This is a genomic window from Streptomyces sp. NBC_00727, assembly GCF_045161745.1.
In the GTDB taxonomy this organism is placed as follows: Bacteria; Actinomycetota; Actinomycetes; order Streptomycetales; family Streptomycetaceae; genus Streptomyces.
Genome location: NZ_CP108981.1, coordinates 6568161 through 6589222, shown reverse-complemented (window position 1 = coordinate 6589222; position 21062 = coordinate 6568161). Strand labels below are relative to the sequence as shown.

The following is a 21062-nucleotide window of genomic DNA, read 5'->3' as shown; positions in this document are numbered from 1 at the left end:
GTTCCAGGACACACGGATATCACTGAGGTGGACCTTGCTGTTGATGTCTCCCTTGGGAATTCCGCGCAGGTTTTCAAGAGAGTGAATCTCGTCGGCAGAGAAAAGGCCCGGGTAGCGTTTGAGGACCTGCTGCTCGATGGCGTGGTGGACGACGACCTTCCCCTTGAGTTCCGGGTGTTCGTTGAAGAAGGTCCGCTTGTACTTGTGGTCGGCCGTGCTGCCGACAGAGCCCTCTTCCCGGGTCGGGATCTCCTTGCCGAGGGGCGTCGTCTGTTTGTCTTTCGCGTTCTTGGCGGCGTCCTTGCACGGCGTCAGGCCGAACGGATCCACCCACAGATGCGGATTGTGGACGTACGCCACGGAGTTGGGGGCCGCGGCCAGACCGAGCGGATCCGGGGACACATAGCGCGCGGTCTCCGGGTCGTAGTGGCGGAAGTGGTTGTAGTGCAGCCCAGTCTCCGGGTCGAAGTACTGGCCCGGGAAGCGCAGCGGGGTGTACGTGCTCGAACCGCGCGCCCACGACGTCGTGCCCCATACCGTGGACCTGGCCTGCCAGGCGATGTCGCCCTGCTCATCGACGAGTTCACTCGGTGTGCCGATGAGGTCGGTGACGATGGCGAAGAACCGGCTGTCGACCGTTTCCTGCGGGCTGTCGCCGCCGAGGATACGCTCGGTCTGCGTGAGGGGATGCATGCCTTGGTGGTCCCAGGTGAGCGCCACCGGGCCCGGCAGGTCCGGCGAGTCGGTGAGCTGCTCGCACAGCGTCGCACCGTCCCAGGTGAACAGGGTCCGCTCGACGACGGTGTCCGAATCGTCGGCCAAGCGCGTCTTGCTGGTCCTGCGCCCCAGTGGGTCGTAGGTGTAGCGCCAGCGGGTGCTGTCGGGCGTGACGACACCGACGATGCGGTCCTCGACGTCCCATTCGTAGCGCCAGGTCTCCGGCTTGCGGGAGAGCCGGTACTTTTGAGTCCTGGACGGCCGCGTCGCTGCAGGTCCACTGCCGTACCCCGGCGCCCGGCTCGGTGATCCAGTCGAAGTCGTCGAGGCACAGGCCGCTGTTCCTGTTGCGGTTCCGACGGGGGTTCCGGTCTCACCCGACGGAGCGGGCAGGACGGTGGAGGTGGAGACCGGTGTGCCCAGGTCCGGCGTTCCGTCCGCGTGCCACGAGATCTTCTGCACCCGGGTGGTACGGGTCGTGCCGCAACCGTCCGATGCCGAGGAGTTGGCATGGTAGGCGATCCATGTCTCGGTGCCGTCCGGTGAGCTGAAGAAGGAGTTGTGTCCCGGTCCGAACACGCCGGCCGCGTCGTCGCGCTGGAAGACGGGATGGGCGGACTTGGTCCAGGAGGAGGCCGCCAGTGGGTCTCCCCCGACGTACGTGAGCATTCCGAGCCTGTAGTTCGGGCCGTTGCAGTGGCTCGCCGAGTAGGTGATGAAGGTGCGGCCGTTGTGCTGGAGGGCGAACGGGCCCTCGTTGACCTTGTACCCGGCCGTTTCCCAGCCGTAGGTGGGCCGTGACAGCCGGACGGGGGTCCCGGTGATCGCCCACGGGTTGGACATCTTCGCCATGTACAGGTCGGTGTTGTTGTCGACGGACGGATCGCGCTGGGCTCACGCCAAGTAGCGCACCCCCTTCACGACAAAGGTGGTGGCGTCCAGGGAGAAGCTTTCCCACTGGGTCCTGATCTGCCCCTTCTCGGTCCAGGCGGCGGTCAACGGGTTGGCGCCGGTGCCCTCCAGGACGTACATCCGGATCACCCACGGGTCGGTGGAGCTGCCGGCGGCGAAGTAGACGTACCACTTGCCGTCGATGAAGTGGATCTCCGGGGCCCAGACGTGATCGGCCATCGTGCCGGTGGCGTGCCGGGTCCAGATGGTCGTCTCGGGGGCCGTGGCCAGGCCCTGGATGGTGAGGGCCCGGCGCAGCACGATCCGGTTGTACTCGGGCACGGTGGCGGTGAAGTAGTAGTAACCGTCCGAGTGCTTGTAGATCTGGGCGTCGGCGCGCTGCTCGGCGATCGTGTTGACGTACACGGCCGCCGGCGAGGCGGGCACGGCGGCCCGTGCGGTCGAGGGAAGGGCCAACGCCGCGAGGACGGCGGCCGCGACGGCGGCGGAGGTGCGGGACAGAAGACGCGGTGCGGGCATGGGCTGCTCCTGGGGTTCTGCGGGGTCGGCGCGGCGTCCTGCTGGCCCCAAGAGCGTTAGCGCTCACATAGGTACGGTCAAGAGTGCGCGCGAGATCGCTCGCCGCGTCCGGTGGGACGATCGACACGACGGGGCCTTGTGGGCAGAACCCTTACCGGGCAACCCGAGTAGGGCGGTCCGAGCGTCCGCTCTCACCCTGCGACAAGGGAAGACGGGAGCGTTTCAACCAGCTGAGAGCGCTCACACTGTGGTCAGGAGGCGGCCGCGCCGGTGAGGCACTGGACGGCCGTCCGGCAGGCGTGACCCTCCGCGCCCGGGCCGTTCACCCGTTCCGGGGGAACCGGGGTCAATGCTGCCGTGGCCGCGGTCGGCCCACCGGGAGGTGACGGCCTTCCCGCGGATGAGGGAGTGGGCCCCTCGGCGTTCTGGAAGCCCCGTCTACGAGAGATCCTTGCGCATCAGCGTGCACATCGTTTCGTAGCGGTACAGCGAACCATCCGGGGCCTTCTCGTCCCACGAGTCCGGCTGGCGGTCGAATGCGACGTAGCCGAGTCGTTCGTAGAGCGCTCGGGCCCGTGGGTTGTTCTCCTCCACTCCGAGCTCGGCCTGCCGCAGACCGCGACGCCTGATGCGCTGCTCCGCCGCCTCCACCAGCAGCGTGCCGACCCCGCACGACTGCAGTGCGGGATGGACAGCCAACTGCCACAACGTACCGGCCCCCTCCTTGACCCGGTAGTCGACCCCGCCCTTCGCCAAGGGCATGTCAGCGGCGGAACAGACCGCGAGGTAGTCCACCTCTCCGAGCCGCACGCGCTCCAGCTGCTTCGCGACGCCGACCAGGTGCTGTTCGGACCCCGACCACCCGCAGTGCGCCAGATCCGCGGGCACGAGATCGCGCACCGACAGCTTCAATACGACGTCGACCATCTTCACCGCCTCCGGCCAGCCAGCATCCATGCCCGCTCCACGGGAGGCAACGCCGTTTCCGTACGTGTCCGTCGATTCGCGTCCCCACGGCAGCCGAAAGGGCCGGAACCGAGTCCGCCATCGGTTCCGGCCCCGCCTCACGGGCAGTTCCTCAGGTGCGGGTCCACCGCTGGTTGCTGCCGTTGGAGCAGGAGTAGAGCTGGATCTGGGTGCCGTTGGCGGTACCGGTGCCGACGGCGTCGAGACACAGTCCGGACTGGACGCCGACGATGGTCCCGTCGGAGTTGAGGCGCCACTTCTGGTTGTCGCCGCCCCAGCAGCTGTAGATCTGGATCTTGGCGCCGTTGCCGCTGCCCGCGGCGTCCAGGCACTTGTTGCCGTAGACCCGCAGCTCACCGGCGGCGGTCTGTTCCCACTTCTGGTTGGTGGCGTTGTGGCAGTCGTACAGCTGGACCGCGGTGCCGTCCGACGTACTGGAGTTGGGCACGTCCACGCAGCGGCCGGAGGCGACACCCTTGAGCTGTCCGCTCTGTCCGCCCTCTTCGCCGCCGTCACCGTCACCGTCACCGTCACCGGGATCGGTGGACGAGCCGCTGTTGAGGGCGTTCAGGACGGAGGTGTACGCGGCCTTCTTGCTGCCGTCGTTGTTGAACAGCAGCGGCGTGTCCCCCGATCGCCAGGAATCGCTGTCGCGGACGCCCCAGACGGTGATGCCGAGGCAGCGCGAGACGGCCAGGCAGTCGTTGGTCACGCTGGCGTAGGTCGAGGCCGAGGCCCCCTGGATGTCGAGCTCGGTGATGGCCACATCCACGCCGAGGTCCGCGAACTTCTGCAGGGTCGTGCGGAAGTTGCTGTCGTAGGGGCTGCCGCTGTTGAAGTGCGACTGGAAGCCGACGCAGTCGATCGGCACGCCGCGCGACTTGAAGTCGCGGACCATGTTGTACACGCCCTGCGTTTTGGCCCAGTTCCAGTTCTCGATGTTGTAGTCGTTGTAGCAGAGCTTGGCGGACGGGTCGGCACTGCGCGCGGTGCGGAAGGCGACCTCGATCCAGTCGTTGCCCGTGCGCTGCAGATTCGAGTCGCGGCGGCCGCCCGAGTTGCCGTCGGCGAAGGCCTCGTTCACAACGTCCCACTGAACGATCTTGCCCTTGTAGTGGGCCATCACGCCGTTGATGTGGTCGATCATCGCCTGGCGCAGCGAACTGCCGCTCAGGCTCTGCATCCAGCCGGGCTGCTGGGAATACCAGGCAAGGGTGTGACCGCGCACCTGCTTGCCGTTCTGTACCGCCCAGTTGTAGACGCGGTCGGCGCTGCTGAAGTTGAACTGGCCCCGCTGCGGCTCGGTCGCGTCGATCTTCATCTCGTTCTCGGCCGTCACCATGTTGAACTCACGGCTCGCGATCGACGTGTACGCCGAGTCGCCGAGCTTGCCCGAGGCGATGGCGGTGCCGAAGTAGCGGCCGCTCTGCGCTGCCGCGGCGCCGAGCGTGTTCTCGGCGGCGTGGGCGTTCGACGGTGCGACCAGTGCGGCCGACACCCCCAGGGCGCCGACGAGCAGCGCCGGCAGAAGAGCGCGGAGCGGACGGCTGAGAGCGGATCTCGAAAGGGCGTAGGAGCCCATATCTGTGCCTCCTCGGTAGGACATCGCGGAAGGAACGAAGCGCGGCGGACCGCGTGGCCCGCCCAGACACGGATGATCGAGGCTTTGACCGTGGATCGTCAATACTTCCAACCAAGAATGTTTCTGTCAGTTGATCGAAACATTTCGAAACGCTGTAGTAGGCGTTCTCCGCAAGAGGATCCGTCGAATGCCTTGACTGTGAGCGCTAACATTTCTAACTTATGGCACCACACGCCGAGCCGTTCTCGAAATGTTTCGGTGATGCGCCTGTCCCCCAGTGCCCCGCTCGCAGGAGGTCCCCGCATGCGGTTTCGCCACGCGTTCCCCTTCCATCCAGGACGCCTACTCGCCCTCCTGGCCCCCTTGTTGCTCGTCGCCGGCTTCCTCGGCGCCCAGCCCGCCGAAGCAGCGACGGTCGATGGCAACGCCTCGTACGTGCTGGTCAACCGCAACAGTGGCAAGGCCCTGGACGTCTACAACATGGCGACGGGTGACGGCGCCCGTATCACCCAGTGGTCCCGGAACGATCAGGCCCAGCAGCAGTGGCAGTTCGTCGATTCCGGGGACGGCTACTACCGCGTCAGGTCCCGCCTCTCGGGCAAGGTTCTGGACGTCTACAACTGGTCCGCTGCGAACGGCGGCTCGATCGTCCAGTGGACCGACCTGAACGCCACCAACCAGCAGTGGCGCCTGGCCGACAGCTCGGACGGCTACGTGAGGCTCATCTCGCGCCACAGCAACAAGGCCCTCGAAGTGCAGGGCGCTTCCACCGCCGACGGCGGGAACATCGTCCAGTACGACGACTGGGGCGGCGCCAACCAGCAGTGGAAGCTGGTGAAGGTCGGCGACGAAAACCCCGGCACCGGTACGTGTGAGCTCCCGTCCGCGTACCGCTGGAGCTCCACGGGCGCGCTGGCGCAGCCCCGGTCGGGGTGGGCCTCGCTCAAGGACTTCACGGTCGTGCCGTACAACGGCAAGCAGCTCGTCTACGCGACGACTCATGACAACGGGACGAGCTGGGGTTCCATGAACTTCGGCCTGTTCAGCAACTGGTCGGAGATGGCATCGGCCAGTCAGAACACGATGTCGTCCGCGACCGTCGCCCCCACGCTGTTCTACTTCGCACCGAAGAACATCTGGGTTCTCACCTACCAGTGGGGGGCGACCGCCTTCTCCTACCGGACGTCGGACGACCCCACCGACCCGAACGGCTGGTCGGCCCCGCAGACGCTCTTCTCCGGAAGCATCAGCGGCTCCGGAACGGGCCCCATCGACCAGACGCTCATCGGGGACGGGACGAACATGTACCTGTTCTTCGCCGGTGACAACGGCAAGATCTACCGGGCCAGTATGCCGATCGGGAACTTCCCGGGCAGCTTCGGGACGTCCTCGACCGTGGTCATGAGCGACACGACGAACAACCTGTTCGAAGCACCGCAGGTGTACAAGCTCCAGGGCCAGAACCGGTACCTCATGATCGTCGAGGCGATCGGCTCACAGGGCCGCTACTTCCGCTCGTTCACGGCCACCGGCCTGAACGGGACGTGGACACCCCAGGCCGCGTCCGAGAGCAACCCCTTCGCCGGAAAGGCCAACAGCGGCGCCACCTGGACCAACGACATCAGTCACGGCGAGCTGATCCGCACCGGCCCCGACCAGACCATGACCGTCGACCCCTGCAACCTGCAGTTGCTCTACCAGGGCCGCAGCCCCTCGTCCGGCGGTGACTACGGCCTCCTGCCCTACCGTCCCGGCCTGCTGACGCTGAAGCGCTGACAGCACCGGGTCCGGCCCTCCCGCGGTGGATGCGCGGAAGGGCCGGACGCGCGTCAGCGGGTGACGACGTGCCGTTCGTCCGGGACGCAGTGGGTCATCGTCAGTCCGGTGACGTCGCGCGGCGGGTTGTCGCCGAGGCGGGAGAGCCGCTGCCGGTCCTCGTTGGTCAGGTTCTGACCGGCCAGGGGCTCCAGGCCCTTGACGTCCTGGGGGCCGATGCCGAGCCCTTCGCCGATCTTGAGGCCCAGTTCGTTCTCCACCAGGAGGAAGTGCCAGACCATCCGCTCCTGGACCGGCCGGTCGCACTGCGAGAGCAGGTTGACGAGGTTGTGCACCAGGTCGTCGCGTTCCCACTGCTCCATGAGCTGGTAGCGCTGCCCGGCCTGGAGGTAGTCGTTGGTCCGGGGGATGCGCTTGCGCATGAGCCTGCCGCGCAGTTCGGGGCCGACCTCGTCGTGCGTGGGGTACTCCGCCTCGCGCAGGCCGCCGGTGATGGACGGCTCGTAGTTGACGATCGGGTTACCGCCGCCGCCGTCGACGTGGTACGTCATCAGGCCGTCGCGCTGGTTGGTGCGTACGGTGGCGTTCTTGGCCTGGTTGACGGGCAGTTGCAGGTAGTTGGGCCCGACCCGGTAGCGCTGGGTGTCGCTGTACGAGAAGGTGCGGCCCACCAGCATCTTGTCGTCGGAGAAGTCGAGCCCGTCGACCAGCACACCGGTGCCGAAGGAGATCTGGTCGTTCTCCGCGAAGTAGTTCTCGGGCATCCGGTCGAGCACCATCCGGCCGACCCGCCTGGGCGGGAAGTCCTGCTCCGGCCAGGTCTTGGTGTCGTCGAGCGGGTCGAAGTCGAGCTCGGCGTGCTCGTGGTCGTCCATCAGCTGGACGACCAGCTCCCACTCCGGGTGGTCGCCCCGCGCCACCGCCTCGTACAGGTCCTTGGTGGCGTGGCCGAGGCCGGCCGCCTGGACGTTGGCGGCGTCCTCCTCGGTCATGCTGCGTACGCCCGCCCTGGGCATCCAGTGGTACTTCACCAGGAAGGACTCGCCCGCCTCGTTGACCCACTTGTAGGTGTTGACGCCGAAGCCCTGCATGTGGCGGTAGTCCGCCGGGATGCCGCGCGGGCTGAACAGGTTGACGAGCATGTGCATGGACTCGGGCGTCTGCGACATGAAGTCGAAGATGCGCTTCGGCTGCTGCTCGAACGTGACGGGGTCCGGCTTGAGCGCGTGGATGACGTCGGGAAACTTGATCGCGTCCCTGATGAAGAAGATCCCCAGGTTGTTGCCGACGAGGTCCCAGTTGCCGTCCTCGGTGTAGAACTTCACCGCGAAGCCGCGCGGGTCGCGGGCCGCCTCGGAGGAGTCCCGGCCGCCGATGACGGTCGAGAACCGCACCGCCACATCCGTACGCTTGCCGCGCTCCTGGAAGAGCTTGGCCCGGGTGAAGCGGGCGATGGGCTCGTCGCCGAAGGCGCCGTACGCCTCGAAGTAGCCGTACGCGGTCACACCCCGGGCGTGCACGACGCGCTCGGGGATGCGCTCGCGGTCGAAGTGGCTGATCTTCTCCAGGAACTGGTAGTTCTCCAGGGTCGCCGGGCCGCGGGCGCCCACGGTGCGCTGGTTCTGGTTGTCGTACACGGGATGGCCCTGCCGGTTGGTGAGCGTCTCGCGCTCGTCACCGGCGGCGGGGCCCCTGCTCGATACGTCCGTCACGTGCGTCGACTCCTTCGAAACGTGTATCTATGCTCCACTTCATCAAGTTATGCGAGGTTTGCACGCAGGGCAGGGTGAGCCATCCGTGCGTGCGCCCCGAGAGGCTGGGCCGTTCGGGTCGTCCCTTTCCGCGTCAGAGCAGCAGGATGATCGCGTAGACCAGGAAGAACGCCGCGATGAGGACCGTCACGCCGATGATCAGCGCCATCGGCGCCTTCGCCCAGCCCTTCGGCGGGTTGTACGTGGTGTCCCGGGGGCCCGTCCCCGACAAGCCGCTCTCGGCGGGCGGGGTCTCACCGGGCGGTACCCCGCCGCCGGGTTCCAGTCCCGGGGTCTCGCGGGGTTCCGGGTCGGGGTTCGGGGTCTGCGAAGGAGTCATGTGATCCACGTTCCCTGATGACCGGCGGGTACGCAGGCCCACGGCCTGCCCCCGCCCGCCCCCGGCGAGGAGGTGGCGCCCCGGCCCCTGCGGTAGAACGGAGACGTCGCGCGGGACGCGAGGCGCGCGGCCCGTGTCGAAAGCGGCGGACCGGGTACCGGTTCCTGCCTGGGCAGGAACGTCGGAGACGGCCGGCCCGCACGATCAGTGCAGCAGCCGGCGTCCGGGAACGGAGCAGCAGGTGACGCGGAACGCGAAGGACCCCACCCCCGACGGCGAGCCGGTGCGCAGGTTGCGCCCGACCGGTCCGCCGGACGGGCCCGTCGGCGGGTCGCCGCACCACGAGGTCCCCGCGCAGGAGCTGCCGCCCGACCTGAACCAGGCGATCCTGGAGGCGACCAAGCAGGTCGCCGTCCTCCTCAAGCGCGGCGGGCACGCCTTCGCGCTGGCCGGGAGCGTCGCCGTCTACGCGCACGGCGGGACCGGGAACCTCCAGCACGACGCGGACTTCTGTGTGCTGCCCGAGGAGGCGGAGGCGGTGGCGGCGACGCTCGCGGAGGCCGGGTTGCCGGTGTTCGCGCCGCCCGAGGACTGGCTGCTGAAGGCCAAGTGCCTGGGCCAGGACATCGACCTCATCCACGAACTGGCCAACCGGCCGGTCGGCCCGGAGCTGCTGGGCCGGGCCGTGGACCTCTCCGTGGACTCCGTCCACATGCCGGTGCTCGCGCCGACCGATCTGATGCGGTCGCTGCTGGCCGCCTTCTCCGCGCACCACTGCGACTTCGGCGCCGTGCTGCCGATCGCCCGACAGCTGCGCGAGAAGGTCGACTGGCCGGCCCTGCGCCGCGAGTACGGGGACGAGCCGATGCCGGACGCCTTCCTCTACCTGCTGGAACGCCTCGGAGTCGTCGCCCCGGAAGAGAACCCCGATCGAGGAGCCCCCGCGCAAGGAGGAGAACGATGAACGCCCCGCCCGATGTCGAGTACCGCATCGCCCATCTCAAGGAACGGCTCGCCGCCGAGGAGACGGGCGACCTCGGCATCCGTATCGAGAACCGGGGATCGTCCGTCACGGTCATCGGGGCCGTGCCCACCGTGCACTCCCGCGCGGCGCTGATGGACACCGTGAACGAGGAGCTGGCCGGGCTGACGGTCCACTTCGACGTCGTCGTGGCCGAGTGCGCGGCCCCGGACCACCCGGAGGAGGTCATATGATCCGCGTCGCCGCCGTCGGGGACATCCATATGGGACCGGACAGCCAGGGGGTGCTCAGGCCCGCCTTCGAGACCCTCGGCGACTGCGCGGACCTGCTGCTCCTGGCCGGGGACCTCACCCGCCACGGCACACCGGAGGAGGCCCGCGTGGTCGCCCGGGAGGTCGCCGGTCTGCCGGTCCCGGTCGTCGCCGTGCTCGGCAACCACGACCACCACGACGAACGGCCCGACGAGGTCACCGCCGTCCTGCGCGAGGCGGGCGTGCGGGTGCTGGAGGGCGAGGGCACCGTCGTGGAGACGGGCGGGCACCGGGTGGGGGTGGCCGGCACCAAGGGGTTCGGCGGCGGGTTCGCCGGGCGCAGCGGCGGGGAGTTCGGCGAGCCGCTGATGAAGGAGTTCATCCGGTACACCCGGCGGTGCGCCGACGGGCTGCGGACCTCGCTGGAGGAGCTGGCCGGGCAGGGCTGCGAGGAGCGCATCGCCCTGACGCACTTCGCGCCGGTCCCGGACACGCTCGCGGGGGAACCCCTGGAGATCTACCCGTTCCTCGGGAGCTACCTGCTGGCGGAGGCGATCGACGCGGCGGGGGCGGACCTGGCCGTTCACGGCCATGCCCACGCGGGTACGGAGCACGGGATGACCAGCGGTGGCATCCCGGTACGCAATGTCGCCCAGCCCGTGATCCGCAAGGCGTTCAACGTCTACCACCTGCACGGTGACCGGAGCGGGAGCGGCGAGAGGGCCGCGGCCGGCAGCCGGTAGCCGCCGCGCACGGCGGAGGGGCCGGCGCCCTGTCACACGCGCCGGCCCCTCTCCGTCTGTGCTGCGTCAGCCCGGCCAGCTGCCCGTCAGGCGGCGGGCGGTCACGGCGCCGGAACGCTCTATCGCCGCCTTGACCACGGCGAAGATGGCGCCCTGGACGGCCGCGGCCAGCAGGATCTCCTTCCAGCGGCGGTCCTCGTCCATGGCGTCGGGGGCGTCGCCCTCGCCCTCGACGACCTTCCACACCTGCTTGAACGCCATGCCCGCGAGCATGCCGCCGGCGGCGCCGAGGACGAGCCCGACCGGCTTGTAGGCGATCTTGGCCGCGTTCACCGGCGGTGGCTCCGGCTGCGGCGGACCAGGAGGACTGCGGCGATCAGGGCGCCGGCAGCGAGCAGCGGGGTGCGGTTGGCGCGCGCCGCGGTGGCGGCCTGGCCTGCGGTCTCGCGCAGCGGTTCGGGTGCCTTGTCCGCCGCGTACTGTCCGGCCTTCGTCGCGCTCTCGCGTACCTGGGCGGCGGCCTGGGCCGTCTTCTCCAGGACGGGGTCGGGCGTGTGCTCCTTCAGCTTCTGGGCGGCCTGGGCCGCCTTCTCGCGCACCTGGCCGGTGGCCAGGGCGGCCTTCTCCGCGGTCTGCTGCTTCACAGCGGCCGTCCTCTCCTTCGCCTGCGCCTTGACGTCCGCCTTGGCGGCCAGCGCCTCGACGGTCATCCCGAGTTCGTCACGGGTGTGCTCGACCTGCCTGCGCAGGTCCTCGGGTGTGGGGTTCTCGTTGTCCGTCCGGTGTGTGTCGCTCATCGGTGTGCCTTTTCCTTGATCTCTGCCACATCGGCCTTGACGCTGTCGATGGTCTGCTCGGGTGCGGGCGTCCCGGCCTCGGTGATCTGCCGCTTCCCCGCCAGGGCCGCGACGGCGGCCACGGTCGCCAGCACCGCGGTGACGACGAGGGCCGCCGCCCACACCGGCAGGACCGACGCGAGGGCGGCGATGCACGTCACCACCAGGGCCTGGGCCGTGAGAAAGCCCAGCAGGCCGGCGGCGCCGAAGAGGCCGCCGCCCCTGCCGTACCGCTTGCCCTTCCGGGTCATTTCCACCCGGGCGAGTTGCATCTCCTCCCGGACCAGCTCCGAGATCTGCTGCGAGGCACGCGAGACCAGCACGTTCACCGACTCATCGGTGGCGCGGGCCTGACGCTCCATCGTGCTCATACGAGGTCACCTAGCCTTCGTCGATCGTCCGAATCGTGTGCCGCGCCCATCCGTCCGGCGCAGCGGCGCGGGTGTCGGTCCCGGCACGACTACCCCGTGATCGTCCGGGTACTGCCCGATTCATTCCTCCATCCGGCGGCGGTCCTCGTCGGTCCAGGCGCGGGTGTCGCGCGGGGCGACGTACGGCTCCTCGTCCTCGGGCAGGCCGCCGGCGATCGCGCGGCGGCGGGCCATCTCGGCGTCGAATTCGAGGCCGAGCAGGATCGCGAGGTTGGTGATCCACAGCCATACGAGGAAGACGACGACGCCCGCGAGGGTGCCGTAGGTCTTGCTGTACGAGGCGAAGTTCGCGACGTAGAACGCGAAGCCGGCGGACGCGGTGAGCCAGATGAGCATGGCCAGGAAGCTGCCGGGGGTGATCCACCGGAACCCGCGGCCCTTGGCGTTCGGGGCGGCCCAGTACAGGAGCGCGATCATGAGGATGACCAGGAGGACCAGGACCGGCCACTTGGCGATCGACCACACGGTCAGGGTGGTGTCGCCGATTCCGAGGGCGGCGCCGGCCTGCCGCGCGAGGGCGCCCGAGAAGACGACGATGAGCGCGCTGACACAGGCGAGGACCATCAGGGCCACGGTCAGGGCGAGGCGCAGCGGCAGGATCTTCCACACCGGCCGGCCCTCGGGCAGGTCGTAGACGGCGTTCGAGGTGCGGATGAACGCGGCGATGTAGCCGGATGCCGACCAGACGGCGACGGCGAGGCCGGCGATCGCCATGACCGACCCGACGCCGGCGTTCCCCTGGAGCTGGTGCACGGCGTCCGTGATGACGTCGCGTGCGGAGCCGGGCGCCAGTTGGCGCAGGTTGTCCAGGACCCGCTGGGTGGCGGACTCCCCCGCGATGCCCAGCAGGGATACCAGGACCAGTAGTGCGGGGAACAGCGACAGGACCCCGTAGTACGTGAGTGCCGCGGCCCGGTCGGCGAGTTCGTCGTCCTTGAACTCCTTCGCGGTGGAGCGCAGCACGGCGAGCCAGGACCGGCCGCTCAGGTCGCTGGGCTGGTCGGGTGCCCGTTCCTCGACTTCTTCCCCGGGCCCCACGTCCGGTGCCGGGCCGTCGGCGTCGTGCCGGTGTTCTTCCCGGTCGGTGCCGGGGCGCGGTGTCCGTGTCATACGGTGCGGTTTGCCCGCCCGGCGTGACTCATGTGTGCGGCGGCCCGGTCCGGGGAGATCGGTGCTCCCGGACCGGGCCGCCTGTCTGCGGTTCGGTGGCTATCCGGCGTACGTCTCGAACTCCGCGACCCTCGGCGTGCCACTGGCGCCGGTGATCTCGAAGGTGATCTTGCGCAGGGAGGTGGCCGGGATGGTAATGCTGCCGGCGCCGCTGCCGGTCTTCAGGACCGCGCCGGTGTCCGCGTTCAGCAGCCGCCAGGAGCCGATCACACCCTGGGCGCCCGCGGCCTCGCGGATGGTGACGGCGGAGACGCTGGTGGCGGAGGGCCACTTGACGGAGACGGAGCCGGTCGAGCCGGCCGGGGACCAGTAGGTGCCGAGGTCACCGTCGCGCACGTTGCCGTAGCTGGTGCCGCTCGCCTTGCTGGAGCCGTCCGAGCCCGCGCCGAGGCTGAGGTTGGTGCCGGTGGGCGTGGTCGGGTCGGTCGGGTCCGGCGTGGGATCGGTCGGGTCCGGCGTCGGGTCGGTCGGGTCGGGGGTCGGGGTGGTGGTGGAGCAGTCGCCGTCGGAGACCTTCAGCCCCTTGTTGGCTCCTGCCGTGCTGGTCACGATGGCGGGCACGCAGGAGGAGTCGTCGAGGGTGTACGCGTAGGGGATGCTGACCGTGGTGTTGGACTGCGGGTTCGGGCCGGCCGGGTGGTTCTCCTCGCCGGGCGAGGACCAGGTGATGTTGTCGAAGGTGTTGCCGCTGACCTGCCAGTACCCGGTGGCGTCGGTGTAGAAGGTACCGAGGACGTCCTTGGAGTCCTTGAAGTAGTTGTTGTCCACCTTGGCGTGGGCGCCGGCCCGGGAGTTGATCCCGGACTTGTTCAGCTTCACGTAGTAGTTGTTGTAGATGTGGGCGATGCCGCCGCGCAGCAGGGGTGTGCGGGAGTCGACGTTCTCGTACAGGTTGTGGTGGAACGTGACGTAGCCGTTGTCGAGCTGGGTCTCGCTGGAGCCGATGAGGCCGCCCCGGCCCGAGTTGCGCAGGGTGCTGTAGGACAGCGTGACGTACTGGGTGTTGTCCTTCATGTCGAAGAGGCCGTCGAACCCGTCGTCCTCGCCGCCGGACGCCTCCAGGGTGGCGTGGTCGACCCAGACGTTGCGGACGTCGCTCTCCATGCCGATGGCGTCTCCGCCGTTGGAGGTGGGCGAGCCGGATTTCTTGACGTTCTTGACGGTCACGTTCTGGATGATGATATTGCTGGACTGGCGGATGTGGATGCCCAGTTGGTCGAAGACGGCCCCGCTGCCGACGCCGACGAGCGTGACGTTGCTGATCTGCTTGAGCTCGATGACACCGGCTGCCGTGTTGCAGCTGTCGCCGGACACCTTGGCGGTGTTGGCGTGGTTGATGGTGCCCTCGACCTCGATGGTGATCGGGGTGCTGCTGCTGGCCCGGCCGCACAGGGCCTGGTGGATCTGGGTCCCGGTGGTGGCCCGTACGGTCTGACCGCCCGCTCCCCCGGTGGTCCCGCCGTTCTGGCTCGCGAAGCCGGTGGCGCCGCCCGCCGCGGCGGCCGAGGCCTCGGGCATCGTCAGGACCGCACCGGTCGCGGCCGCCAGGGCCATCGTGGACAGTGCCGCGGAGAGTCGCAGTGCGACTGGTCGCCTCATGTTCGTTCCCATTCGTCGAAGAGAGATGGAAAGCGCTTTCTGGATGGCGAGAATAGAGGCGGTAACGCTGGCAGTACAAGGATGTGAACACGGAAAGACGGCGCTTTCTTGATTTGGGCACGACAAATCTATGCCGTTCACGGCCCAACCGGGTCGTAACGACCGCGCGGCCCTCCCCCGGCCGGACAGCCGGCTGGACGAGAGCCGCCCACCGGGGCACACCAACACCACGCGCACACCCGCGCCGTGGAGAGAACGTGGGCATTTCCGCCGCGGGGGTAGTTCGCGCGAGCCTCTTGCTATACCTTCCGTCTAACAGCTTGCTAGACGTCGCGTCTAACAAGCGAGGGCGGCGTCCGCCGGCAGGCGGTCTCATCGGGCGGCACGGGATGAGGGCCGGACGGCGCCGGGTCGATCTCTCGAGTCAAGGAGCCGCAGCATGGCAAGCAGCACCGTTCGGCCGGAGGACCAGGACCGGGCCGCCGAGCAGGACGTCGCCCGGCGCCTGCTCGATTCGTCCGCGAAGCTCTCGTACGACCCCGCCACCGAGGTGGACTGGGACACTCCCCTGGACACGGACCACCACGGAGCCAGCCCCGAGTGGAGCACGCTCTACGCCACCCCGTACTGGGCCGAACTGACGGAGGCTCAGCGCAAGGCGCTGACCCGTCAGGAGGCCGCGTCCGTCGCCAGCACCGGCATCTGGTTCGAGATGATCCTCCAGCAGATGGTGCTGCGGGACATGTACGCGAAGGACGCGACCGACCCGCGCTTCCAGTGGGCCCTGACCGAGGTCGCCGACGAGTGCCGGCACTCGATCATGTTCGCCCGGGGCGCGGCGAAGCTCGGCGCTCCGGCGTACCGGCCGCGCCGTCCGGTGGTCGAACTGGGCCGTGCCTTCAAGACCCTTGCCTTCGGCGAGGCGGCGTACGCGGCGATCCTCGTGGCGGAGGAGGTGCTCGACGTGATGCAGCGCGACTGGATGCGCGACGAGCGCGTCGCGCCGTTCGTCCGCACGATCAACAACATCCATGTGGTGGAGGAGTCGCGCCACATGAAGTTCGCCCGCGACGAGACCCGCAAGCGCCTGCGCGGCGCCGGCCCGGTGCGCCGCCACCTCAACGCGCTCGTCGTCGCCATCGCCTCGTACTACATCGTCACCAGCATGGTGAACCGGGACGTCTACGCGAACGCCGGCCTGGACGCCGCGCGGGCGCGGGCCGAGGCGAAGACCAACGAGCACCACAAGTCCCTGATGCGGTCGAGCTGTTCGGGGCTGATGGAGTTCCTGGCCTCGGCCCGTCTGCTGACGAAGCCGGCCCTGTTCTTCTACAAGCGCGCCGACCTGATCTGACCCGAGCCGAGAGCCCGAGCCATGACCTACGCCATCACCCAGACCTGCTGCAGCGATGCCACCTGTGTCGCCGTGTGCCCCGTCAACTGCATCCACCCGACGCCGGAGGAGAGGGACTTCGGGCGTACGGAGATGCTGTACGTCGACCCTGAGACCTGCATCGACTGCGGGGCCTGCGCCGACGCCTGCCCGGTGGACGCGATCTTCCCGGTGGACAGCCTCTTCGGGGCGCGCAAGGAGTACGCCGCCATCAACGCGGCCTATTACGCGGACCGGGAGCCGGAGCCCGCCGCCGGGCCCAACTTCCATGCCTGGGGCGCGCCTTCCTTCGAGCGGAGCCTGCCGTCGGACTTCGCGCCGATCCGGGTGGCGGTCGTCGGGACCGGGCCCGCCGGGATGTACGCGGCGGAGGACCTGCTGCTGCACACCAACGCCGAGGTGACCCTGGTCGACCGGCTGCCGGTGGCGGGCGGCCTCGTCCGGTACGGCGTGGCGCCGGACCACCCGGGGACGAAGGGGGTGGGCGAGACCTTCGCGCGGTTCCACTCCCATCCCCGGGTACGGATGCACCTCGGGGTCGAGGTGGGCAAGGACATATCCGCCGAGGAGCTGGCCGCGCACCACGACGCGGTGATCTACGCGGTCGGGGCGGGCGCCGACCGCCGGCTCGGCGTCCCGGGCGAGGACCTGCCGTCCAGTATCGCGGCGACGTCGTTCGTCTCCTGGTACAACGCGCACCCCGAGGTGGCCCCGGGGGCCGTGGACCTGTCCCGTGCCGAGCGGGTGGTCGTCGCCGGGAACGGCAACGTGGCGCTCGACGTGGCGCGCATCCTCGTCGCGGACCCGGGCGGGCTCGCGGGCACCGACATCGCCGACCACGCGCTGGCCGCCCTGCGCGGTTCGGCGGTGCGCGAGGTCGTCCTGCTCGGCCGGCGCGGCCCGAAGGACGCGGCGTGCACCTCGTCCGAGCTGCTGGCGCTGAAGCATCTGCCGGGTGTGGAGCTGGTGGTGGACGACCACGATCCGCGCATCGGCCCCGCGATCGAGGGCTCGGCGCCGGGCGGACCGGCCGCCGTGCTGCGCGGGGTGCGCCGGGAGCGCGTGGACTGGTCGAGCCCGCCGGCCGAGGGGCGGCGCATCGTGCTCCGCTTCCACTCGGCGCCCGTGGAGATCGGCGGCCGTGACGACGTGACGGGCGTGCGGGTCACTGCGGACGGGGGCGAGGCGGAGATCCCGGCGCGGTTGTTCCTGCGGGCCATCGGGTACCGGGGCCTGGCGGTCCCCGGTCTGCCCTTCGACGAGGCGAGCGGCACGGTGCCGCACGAGGGCGGCCGGGTGGCGGGCCTGCCCGGCACGTATGTCGTCGGCTGGATCAAGCGGGGGCCCTCCGGGGGCATCGGTGCCAACCGCACCTGCGCGGCGGAGACCGTCGGCACGCTCCTCGCGGACGCGGTCGCCGGTAAGCTCCCCTCCCCCGCCCACCCGGCCAAGGCGTTCGGCCGCCTGGTCCGGGGCCGCGCCCGCCAGGTCGTCGACGCACGCGGCCTCGCCGCCATCGACCGGGCCGAGCGGGCGCGCGGCCGGGACGGCGGACGCCCGAGGGTGAAGTTCGGCACGGTCCCGGAGCTGGTGGCGGCGTCGAAGGGGCGGGGGCGCCGCTAGGGCCTGACGGGGCGGGCCCTGGGCCGAGGCCCAGCGGCCCCCCTCAGAACTCCTCCGCCTCCGGCACCCGCGCCCGGGACCGCTTGCCGACCACCGCGGCGGCCGCCGCCGCGCTGCCCGCGAAGGCCAGGGCGACCATCCAGGGCTGGTTGAAGGCGTGGCCGGTGGCGTGGTCCACGGAGTAGCGCCCCGGGCCGGCGAGGCCGATCGCGGCGGCGGTGAAGCCGAGGAACGCCGGGTACTCGTAGCCGCCGCCCTGCGCGAAGAAGCCCGCGGGGGCGTGGACGGCCACCGCTCCCGCCATCGCACCGGCGGCCGCGGCTCCGGCGGCCGGCGTGGCCAGGCCGAGGGCGAGCAGGAGGCCGCCGCCCGCCTCGCCGAGTCCGGCGGCGACCGCGCTGTGCTTCGGCGGATGGAAGCCCATCGCCTCCATGGCGGCGGCGGTCCCCTCGACTCCCCCGCCGCCGAACCAGCCGCCGAGCTTCTGGGCGCCGTGCGCGGCGAGCACCGCGCCGGTGCCGACGCGCAGGAGGAGCAGACCGAGGTCGTGGCGGTTGACACAGCCCATGGGGATTCTCCGGAGGGTGTCGGGGCCCCGCCCGGACGACGAGGGCGCCTGGATGCCGTACCCCACCACTCTCCGTGCCGCGCACCGCGTGCGGACCGTGTTGTTACGCCGTCCGGGCGACCCGGGCCGGGGCGTGAGCCGTGACACAGTGCGACGAACGCCATTGTGCAACTTGTTGCACAATGGCGTTCCCGTGGTTTAGAACTGGGGCGACGCCACAGCGAGGAGCCGCCGCATGAGCCCGTATCCGCACCTTCTGAGCCCGCTCGACCTCGGGTTCACCACCCTGCCGAACAGGGTGCTGATGGGGTCGATGCACGTCGGTCTGGAGGAGGTCGAGAACGGCTTCGAGCGCATGGCGGCCTTCTACGCCGAGCGCGCCCGGGGCGGCGTCGGTCTCATGGTCACCGGCGGCATCGCGCCCAACGAACGGGGCTGCTCGTTCCCCGGCGGGGCGAAGATGACCACCGAGGCGGAGGCGGCGGAGCACGCCCGGGTGACCTCGGCGGTGCACGAGGCGGGCGGCCGGATCGCCCTGCAGATCCTGCACTTCGGCCGGTACGCGCATCACCCGGACCTGGTGGCGCCGAGCGCGCTCCAGGCACCGATCAGCGCGTTCACCCCGCACGCCCTGACCGAAGACGAGGTCGAGGCGACGATCGAGGACTTCGCGACCGCGGCGGCGCTGGCCCGGAGCGCGGGGTACGACGGCGTCGAGATCATGGGCTCCGAGGGCTACCTGATCAACGAGTTCATCGCCTCCGCGACCAATCACCGCGAGGACCGCTGGGGCGGCTCGTACGAGAACCGCATCCGCTTCCCCGTCGAGATCGTGCGCCGGGTCCGCGAGCGGGTCGGCAGCGACTTCATCATCATCTACCGGCTCTCGATGCTGGACCTGGTGCCCGGCGGCTCGTCCCTGGAGGAGGTCGTGCGGCTGGCCCGGGAGATCGAGGCGGCCGGCGCGACGATCATCAACACGGGCATCGGCTGGCACGAGGCCCGCATACCCACCATCGCGACCTCGGTGCCCCGGGCCGCGTTCACCTGGGTCACCGAGAAGGTGCGCGGGGCCGTCTCCGTACCGCTGGTGACGAGCAACCGCATCAACACCCCGGAGGTGGCCGAGCAGGTTCTCGCGTCGGGCCGCGCGGACATGGTGTCGATGGCCCGGCCGTTCCTCGCCGACCCGGACTTCGTCGCGAAGGCGGCGGCGGGGCGCGCGGACGCGATCAACACCTGCATCGGCTGCAACCAGGCGTGCCTGGACCACATCTTCAGCGGCAAGGTCACCTCCTGCCTGGTCAATCCGCGCGCCTGCCACGAGACGGAACTCGTCCTGTCGCCGACCCGCACCCGCAGGCGCGTCGCCGTCGTCGGCGCCGGGCCCGCCGGGCTCGCCTGCGCGGTCACGGCCTCCGAACGCGGCCACGAGGTCACACTGTTCGACGCGGCCGACGAGGTCGGCGGGCAGCTCGACGTGGCCCGCCGGGTGCCCGGCAAGGAGGAGTTCAACGAGACGCTGCGCTACTTCCGCACCCGGCTCGCGGAGGAGAAGGTCGGTCTGCGGCTCGGCACGCCGGTCGGCGCCGAGGACCTCGAGGGCTTCGACGAGGTCGTGCTGGCCACCGGTGTCACCCCCCGCACCCCGCCGATCCCCGGGGTCGATCACCCCAGCGTCGTCAGCTACCTCGACGTGCTGCGCCACGGCGCGCCGGTCGGCGACCGGGTGGCGCTCGTCGGGGCGGGCGGGATCGGCTTCGACGTGGCGGAGTTCCTGACGGACGGCGGCGAGGCGGCGAGCCTGGACCCGGAGGTGTTCTTCCGGCAGTGGGGCGTCGACACCCAGTACCGGGGGCGCGGCGGCCTGGCGGCCCCGGAGCGCCCGAAGACCGCCCGTACCGTCCACCTGCTCCAGCGCAGGGCGAGCAAGGTCGGCGCGGGCCTCGGCAAGACGACCGGCTGGATCCACCGCACCGAACTGCGCCACCGCGGGGTCACGATGACGGCGGGCGTCACGTACGACCGGATCGACGACGAGGGCCTGCACATCACGGTCGGCGACGAGCAGCACGTACTGCCGGTCGACACGATCGTGCTGTGCGCCGGCCAGGAGCCGCGCCGGGACCTGTACGAGGAGCTGCTCGCCGCCGGCCGGGGCGCGCATCTGATCGGCGGCGCCGACGTCGCGGCCGAGCTGGACGCGAAGCGCGCGATCCGGCAGGGCACGGAACTCGCCGCCGCCCTCTGAACCGGACGGCCGGGCCGCCCCGGCCGTCCCTAGGATGCACCCCATGTCACTGCCGCACGCGATCCTCACCGCCCTGCTGGAGAAGCCGTCGTCGGGCCTTGAGCTGACCCGCAGGTTCGACCGGTCGATCGGCTACTTCTGGTCGGCCACGCACCAGCAGATCTACCGCGAGCTGGGCAAGCTGGAGCAGGCCGGGCAGATCAGGGCGCTGGAACCGGCCCAGTCGGCCCGGGGGCAGAAGAAGGAGTACGAGGTGCTGCCGGCCGGCCGCGAGGCGCTGTCCGCGTGGGTGGCCCGGCAGGAGGACCCGAAGCAGGTACGCGATCCGCTGCTGCTGCGGATGCGGGCGGCGGCGGTGGTCGGTGCGCCGGGCCTCGACGCGGAGCTGCGCCGCCATCTGGAGCTGCACCGACGGCAGCTGGCGGAGTACCGGGCGATCGAGATCCGGGACTTCCCGCCGGAGCGGGACGCGCCCGGGGACCGGCTGCGGCATCTGGTGCTGCGCGGCGGCATCGACCTGGAGAACTTCTGGATCGGGTGGCTGACCCGGGCGCTGGCGGACTACCCGGAGCCGGCGTGAGGAGTACGGCTCGGGGCGCGCCGTCGCGATCCCGCGCAGGGCTCGGCGCCCGGTGACCCGTACAACGTACGG

18 protein-coding genes and 2 pseudogenes are annotated in these 21062 nt (G+C 70.1%); 8 read left to right on the top strand and 12 right to left on the bottom strand.

Annotated elements, in window-relative coordinates:
• Positions 1-305: 305 nt before the first annotated feature.
• The 4 genes and pseudogenes from OG242_RS29725 to OG242_RS29710 form a co-directional block, all read right to left on the bottom strand.
• Positions 306-966, bottom strand: a pseudogene (locus tag OG242_RS29725) (RHS repeat-associated core domain-containing protein); the annotation flags it as partial.
• Positions 967-1203: 237 nt separating this feature from the next.
• A pseudogene (locus tag OG242_RS29720) lies at positions 1204-2148 on the bottom strand (family 43 glycosylhydrolase); the annotation flags it as partial.
• A gap of 438 nt (positions 2149-2586) precedes the next feature.
• Positions 2587-3105 (bottom strand): GNAT family N-acetyltransferase, encoded by a 519-nt coding sequence (locus tag OG242_RS29715; RefSeq protein ID WP_405901087.1) that lies wholly within the window; start codon positions 3103-3105, stop codon positions 2587-2589.
• Between the two features lie 121 nt (positions 3106-3226).
• Positions 3227-4696, bottom strand: a complete 1470-nt coding sequence (locus OG242_RS29710; protein WP_405901086.1) for an endo-1,4-beta-xylanase — start codon at positions 4694-4696, stop codon at positions 3227-3229.
• 303 nt (positions 4697-4999) lie between these two features.
• On the opposite strand from OG242_RS29710, the gene OG242_RS29705 reads away from it, so the two are divergent.
• A complete protein-coding gene (locus tag OG242_RS29705; RefSeq protein ID WP_405901085.1) occupies positions 5000-6472 on the top strand; it encodes a non-reducing end alpha-L-arabinofuranosidase family hydrolase in 1473 nt (490 codons plus the stop codon).
• Positions 6473-6525: 53 nt separating this feature from the next.
• Here OG242_RS29705 and OG242_RS29700 read toward each other — a convergent pair whose 3' ends face one another.
• Together OG242_RS29700 and OG242_RS29695 are read right to left on the bottom strand one after the other, a co-directional pair.
• A complete protein-coding gene (locus OG242_RS29700) occupies positions 6526-8184 on the bottom strand; it encodes a catalase (RefSeq protein WP_405901084.1) in 1659 nt (552 codons plus the stop codon).
• A gap of 133 nt (positions 8185-8317) precedes the next feature.
• On the bottom strand, positions 8318-8563 hold the full coding sequence (locus tag OG242_RS29695; RefSeq protein WP_405901083.1) for a DUF6480 family protein: 246 nt from the start codon (positions 8561-8563) through the stop codon (positions 8318-8320).
• A gap of 241 nt (positions 8564-8804) precedes the next feature.
• Here OG242_RS29695 and OG242_RS29690 point away from each other — a divergent pair, with 241 nt between their 5' ends.
• From OG242_RS29690 to OG242_RS29680, 3 genes are read left to right on the top strand one after another with little or no spacing between them, the layout of a single operon-like run.
• Entirely contained in the window at positions 8805-9527 is a 723-nt protein-coding gene (locus tag OG242_RS29690; RefSeq protein ID WP_405901082.1) for a hypothetical protein, read from the top strand.
• Positions 9524-9778: a hypothetical protein gene (locus tag OG242_RS29685; RefSeq protein ID WP_405901081.1), complete on the top strand. Its 255-nt coding sequence runs from the start codon at positions 9524-9526 to the stop codon at positions 9776-9778. Before OG242_RS29690 ends, OG242_RS29685 begins: the two co-directional genes overlap by 4 nt.
• Entirely contained in the window at positions 9775-10539 is a 765-nt protein-coding gene (locus tag OG242_RS29680; protein WP_405901080.1) for a metallophosphoesterase, read from the top strand. The genes OG242_RS29685 and OG242_RS29680 overlap by 4 nt, the downstream gene beginning before the upstream one ends.
• A 66-nt stretch (positions 10540-10605) precedes the next feature.
• Here OG242_RS29680 and OG242_RS29675 read toward each other — a convergent pair whose 3' ends face one another.
• The 5 genes from OG242_RS29675 to OG242_RS29655 form a co-directional block, all read right to left on the bottom strand.
• Positions 10606-10872: a DUF4235 domain-containing protein gene (locus OG242_RS29675; protein ID WP_405901079.1), complete on the bottom strand. Its 267-nt coding sequence runs from the start codon at positions 10870-10872 to the stop codon at positions 10606-10608.
• Positions 10869-11336, bottom strand: a complete 468-nt coding sequence (locus OG242_RS29670; protein WP_405901078.1) for a DUF3618 domain-containing protein — start codon at positions 11334-11336, stop codon at positions 10869-10871. The genes OG242_RS29675 and OG242_RS29670 overlap by 4 nt, the downstream gene beginning before the upstream one ends.
• Positions 11333-11746 carry a phage holin family protein gene (locus OG242_RS29665; protein WP_405901077.1) on the bottom strand — a complete coding sequence of 138 codons (414 nt, stop codon included), beginning with the start codon at positions 11744-11746 and terminating at the stop codon, positions 11333-11335. Before OG242_RS29665 ends, OG242_RS29670 begins: the two co-directional genes overlap by 4 nt.
• Positions 11747-11866: 120 nt before the next feature.
• Positions 11867-12916: a YihY/virulence factor BrkB family protein gene (locus OG242_RS29660; RefSeq protein WP_405901076.1), complete on the bottom strand. Its 1050-nt coding sequence runs from the start codon at positions 12914-12916 to the stop codon at positions 11867-11869.
• 99 nt (positions 12917-13015) lie between these two features.
• Complete coding sequence (locus tag OG242_RS29655; RefSeq protein WP_405901075.1) at positions 13016-14575, bottom strand: polysaccharide lyase family 1 protein; 1560 nt, start codon at positions 14573-14575, stop codon at positions 13016-13018.
• Positions 14576-15014: 439 nt separating this feature from the next.
• Between OG242_RS29655 and OG242_RS29650 the strand changes: the two genes are divergently transcribed.
• Together OG242_RS29650 and OG242_RS29645 are read left to right on the top strand one after the other, a co-directional pair.
• On the top strand, positions 15015-15929 hold the full coding sequence (locus OG242_RS29650; RefSeq protein ID WP_405901074.1) for a diiron oxygenase: 915 nt from the start codon (positions 15015-15017) through the stop codon (positions 15927-15929).
• 21 nt (positions 15930-15950) lie between these two features.
• A complete protein-coding gene (locus OG242_RS29645) occupies positions 15951-17591 on the top strand; it encodes an FAD-dependent oxidoreductase (protein WP_405901073.1) in 1641 nt (546 codons plus the stop codon).
• A gap of 43 nt (positions 17592-17634) precedes the next feature.
• On the opposite strand, the gene OG242_RS29640 is transcribed toward OG242_RS29645, so the two are convergent.
• Positions 17635-18159, bottom strand: coding sequence for a DoxX family protein (locus OG242_RS29640; RefSeq protein WP_405901072.1), 525 nt, complete (start codon positions 18157-18159; stop codon positions 17635-17637).
• A gap of 235 nt (positions 18160-18394) precedes the next feature.
• On the opposite strand from OG242_RS29640, the gene OG242_RS29635 reads away from it, so the two are divergent.
• Together OG242_RS29635 and OG242_RS29630 are read left to right on the top strand one after the other, a co-directional pair.
• Complete coding sequence (locus OG242_RS29635) at positions 18395-20410, top strand: FAD-dependent oxidoreductase (RefSeq protein ID WP_405901071.1); 2016 nt, start codon at positions 18395-18397, stop codon at positions 20408-20410.
• Between the two features lie 43 nt (positions 20411-20453).
• Complete coding sequence (locus OG242_RS29630) at positions 20454-20990, top strand: PadR family transcriptional regulator (RefSeq protein ID WP_405901070.1); 537 nt, start codon at positions 20454-20456, stop codon at positions 20988-20990.
• Positions 20991-21062 lie beyond the last annotated feature (72 nt).

What these genes read in the sequence shown, in the direction of transcription:
- OG242_RS29640 (WP_405901072.1), bottom strand. Translation starts at nt 18,159, where the DNA reads ATGGGCTGTGTCAACCGCCACGACCTCGGTCTGCTCCTCCTGCGCGTC.
- OG242_RS29635 (WP_405901071.1), top strand. Translation starts at nt 18,395, where the DNA reads ATGAGCCCGTATCCGCACCTTCTGAGCCCGCTCGACCTCGGGTTCACC.
- OG242_RS29695 (WP_405901083.1), bottom strand. Translation starts at nt 8,563, where the DNA reads ATGACTCCTTCGCAGACCCCGAACCCCGACCCGGAACCCCGCGAGACC.
- OG242_RS29705 (WP_405901085.1), top strand. Translation starts at nt 5,000, where the DNA reads ATGCGGTTTCGCCACGCGTTCCCCTTCCATCCAGGACGCCTACTCGCC.
- OG242_RS29660 (WP_405901076.1), bottom strand. Translation starts at nt 12,916, where the DNA reads ATGACACGGACACCGCGCCCCGGCACCGACCGGGAAGAACACCGGCAC.
- OG242_RS29680 (WP_405901080.1), top strand. Translation starts at nt 9,775, where the DNA reads ATGATCCGCGTCGCCGCCGTCGGGGACATCCATATGGGACCGGACAGC.
- OG242_RS29630 (WP_405901070.1), top strand. Translation starts at nt 20,454, where the DNA reads ATGTCACTGCCGCACGCGATCCTCACCGCCCTGCTGGAGAAGCCGTCG.
- OG242_RS29710 (WP_405901086.1), bottom strand. Translation starts at nt 4,696, where the DNA reads ATGGGCTCCTACGCCCTTTCGAGATCCGCTCTCAGCCGTCCGCTCCGC.
- OG242_RS29715 (WP_405901087.1), bottom strand. Translation starts at nt 3,105, where the DNA reads ATGGATGCTGGCTGGCCGGAGGCGGTGAAGATGGTCGACGTCGTATTG.
- OG242_RS29650 (WP_405901074.1), top strand. Translation starts at nt 15,015, where the DNA reads ATGGCAAGCAGCACCGTTCGGCCGGAGGACCAGGACCGGGCCGCCGAG.
- OG242_RS29665 (WP_405901077.1), bottom strand. Translation starts at nt 11,746, where the DNA reads ATGAGCACGATGGAGCGTCAGGCCCGCGCCACCGATGAGTCGGTGAAC.
- OG242_RS29645 (WP_405901073.1), top strand. Translation starts at nt 15,951, where the DNA reads ATGACCTACGCCATCACCCAGACCTGCTGCAGCGATGCCACCTGTGTC.
- OG242_RS29685 (WP_405901081.1), top strand. Translation starts at nt 9,524, where the DNA reads ATGAACGCCCCGCCCGATGTCGAGTACCGCATCGCCCATCTCAAGGAA.
- OG242_RS29670 (WP_405901078.1), bottom strand. Translation starts at nt 11,336, where the DNA reads ATGAGCGACACACACCGGACGGACAACGAGAACCCCACACCCGAGGAC.
- OG242_RS29655 (WP_405901075.1), bottom strand. Translation starts at nt 14,575, where the DNA reads ATGAGGCGACCAGTCGCACTGCGACTCTCCGCGGCACTGTCCACGATG.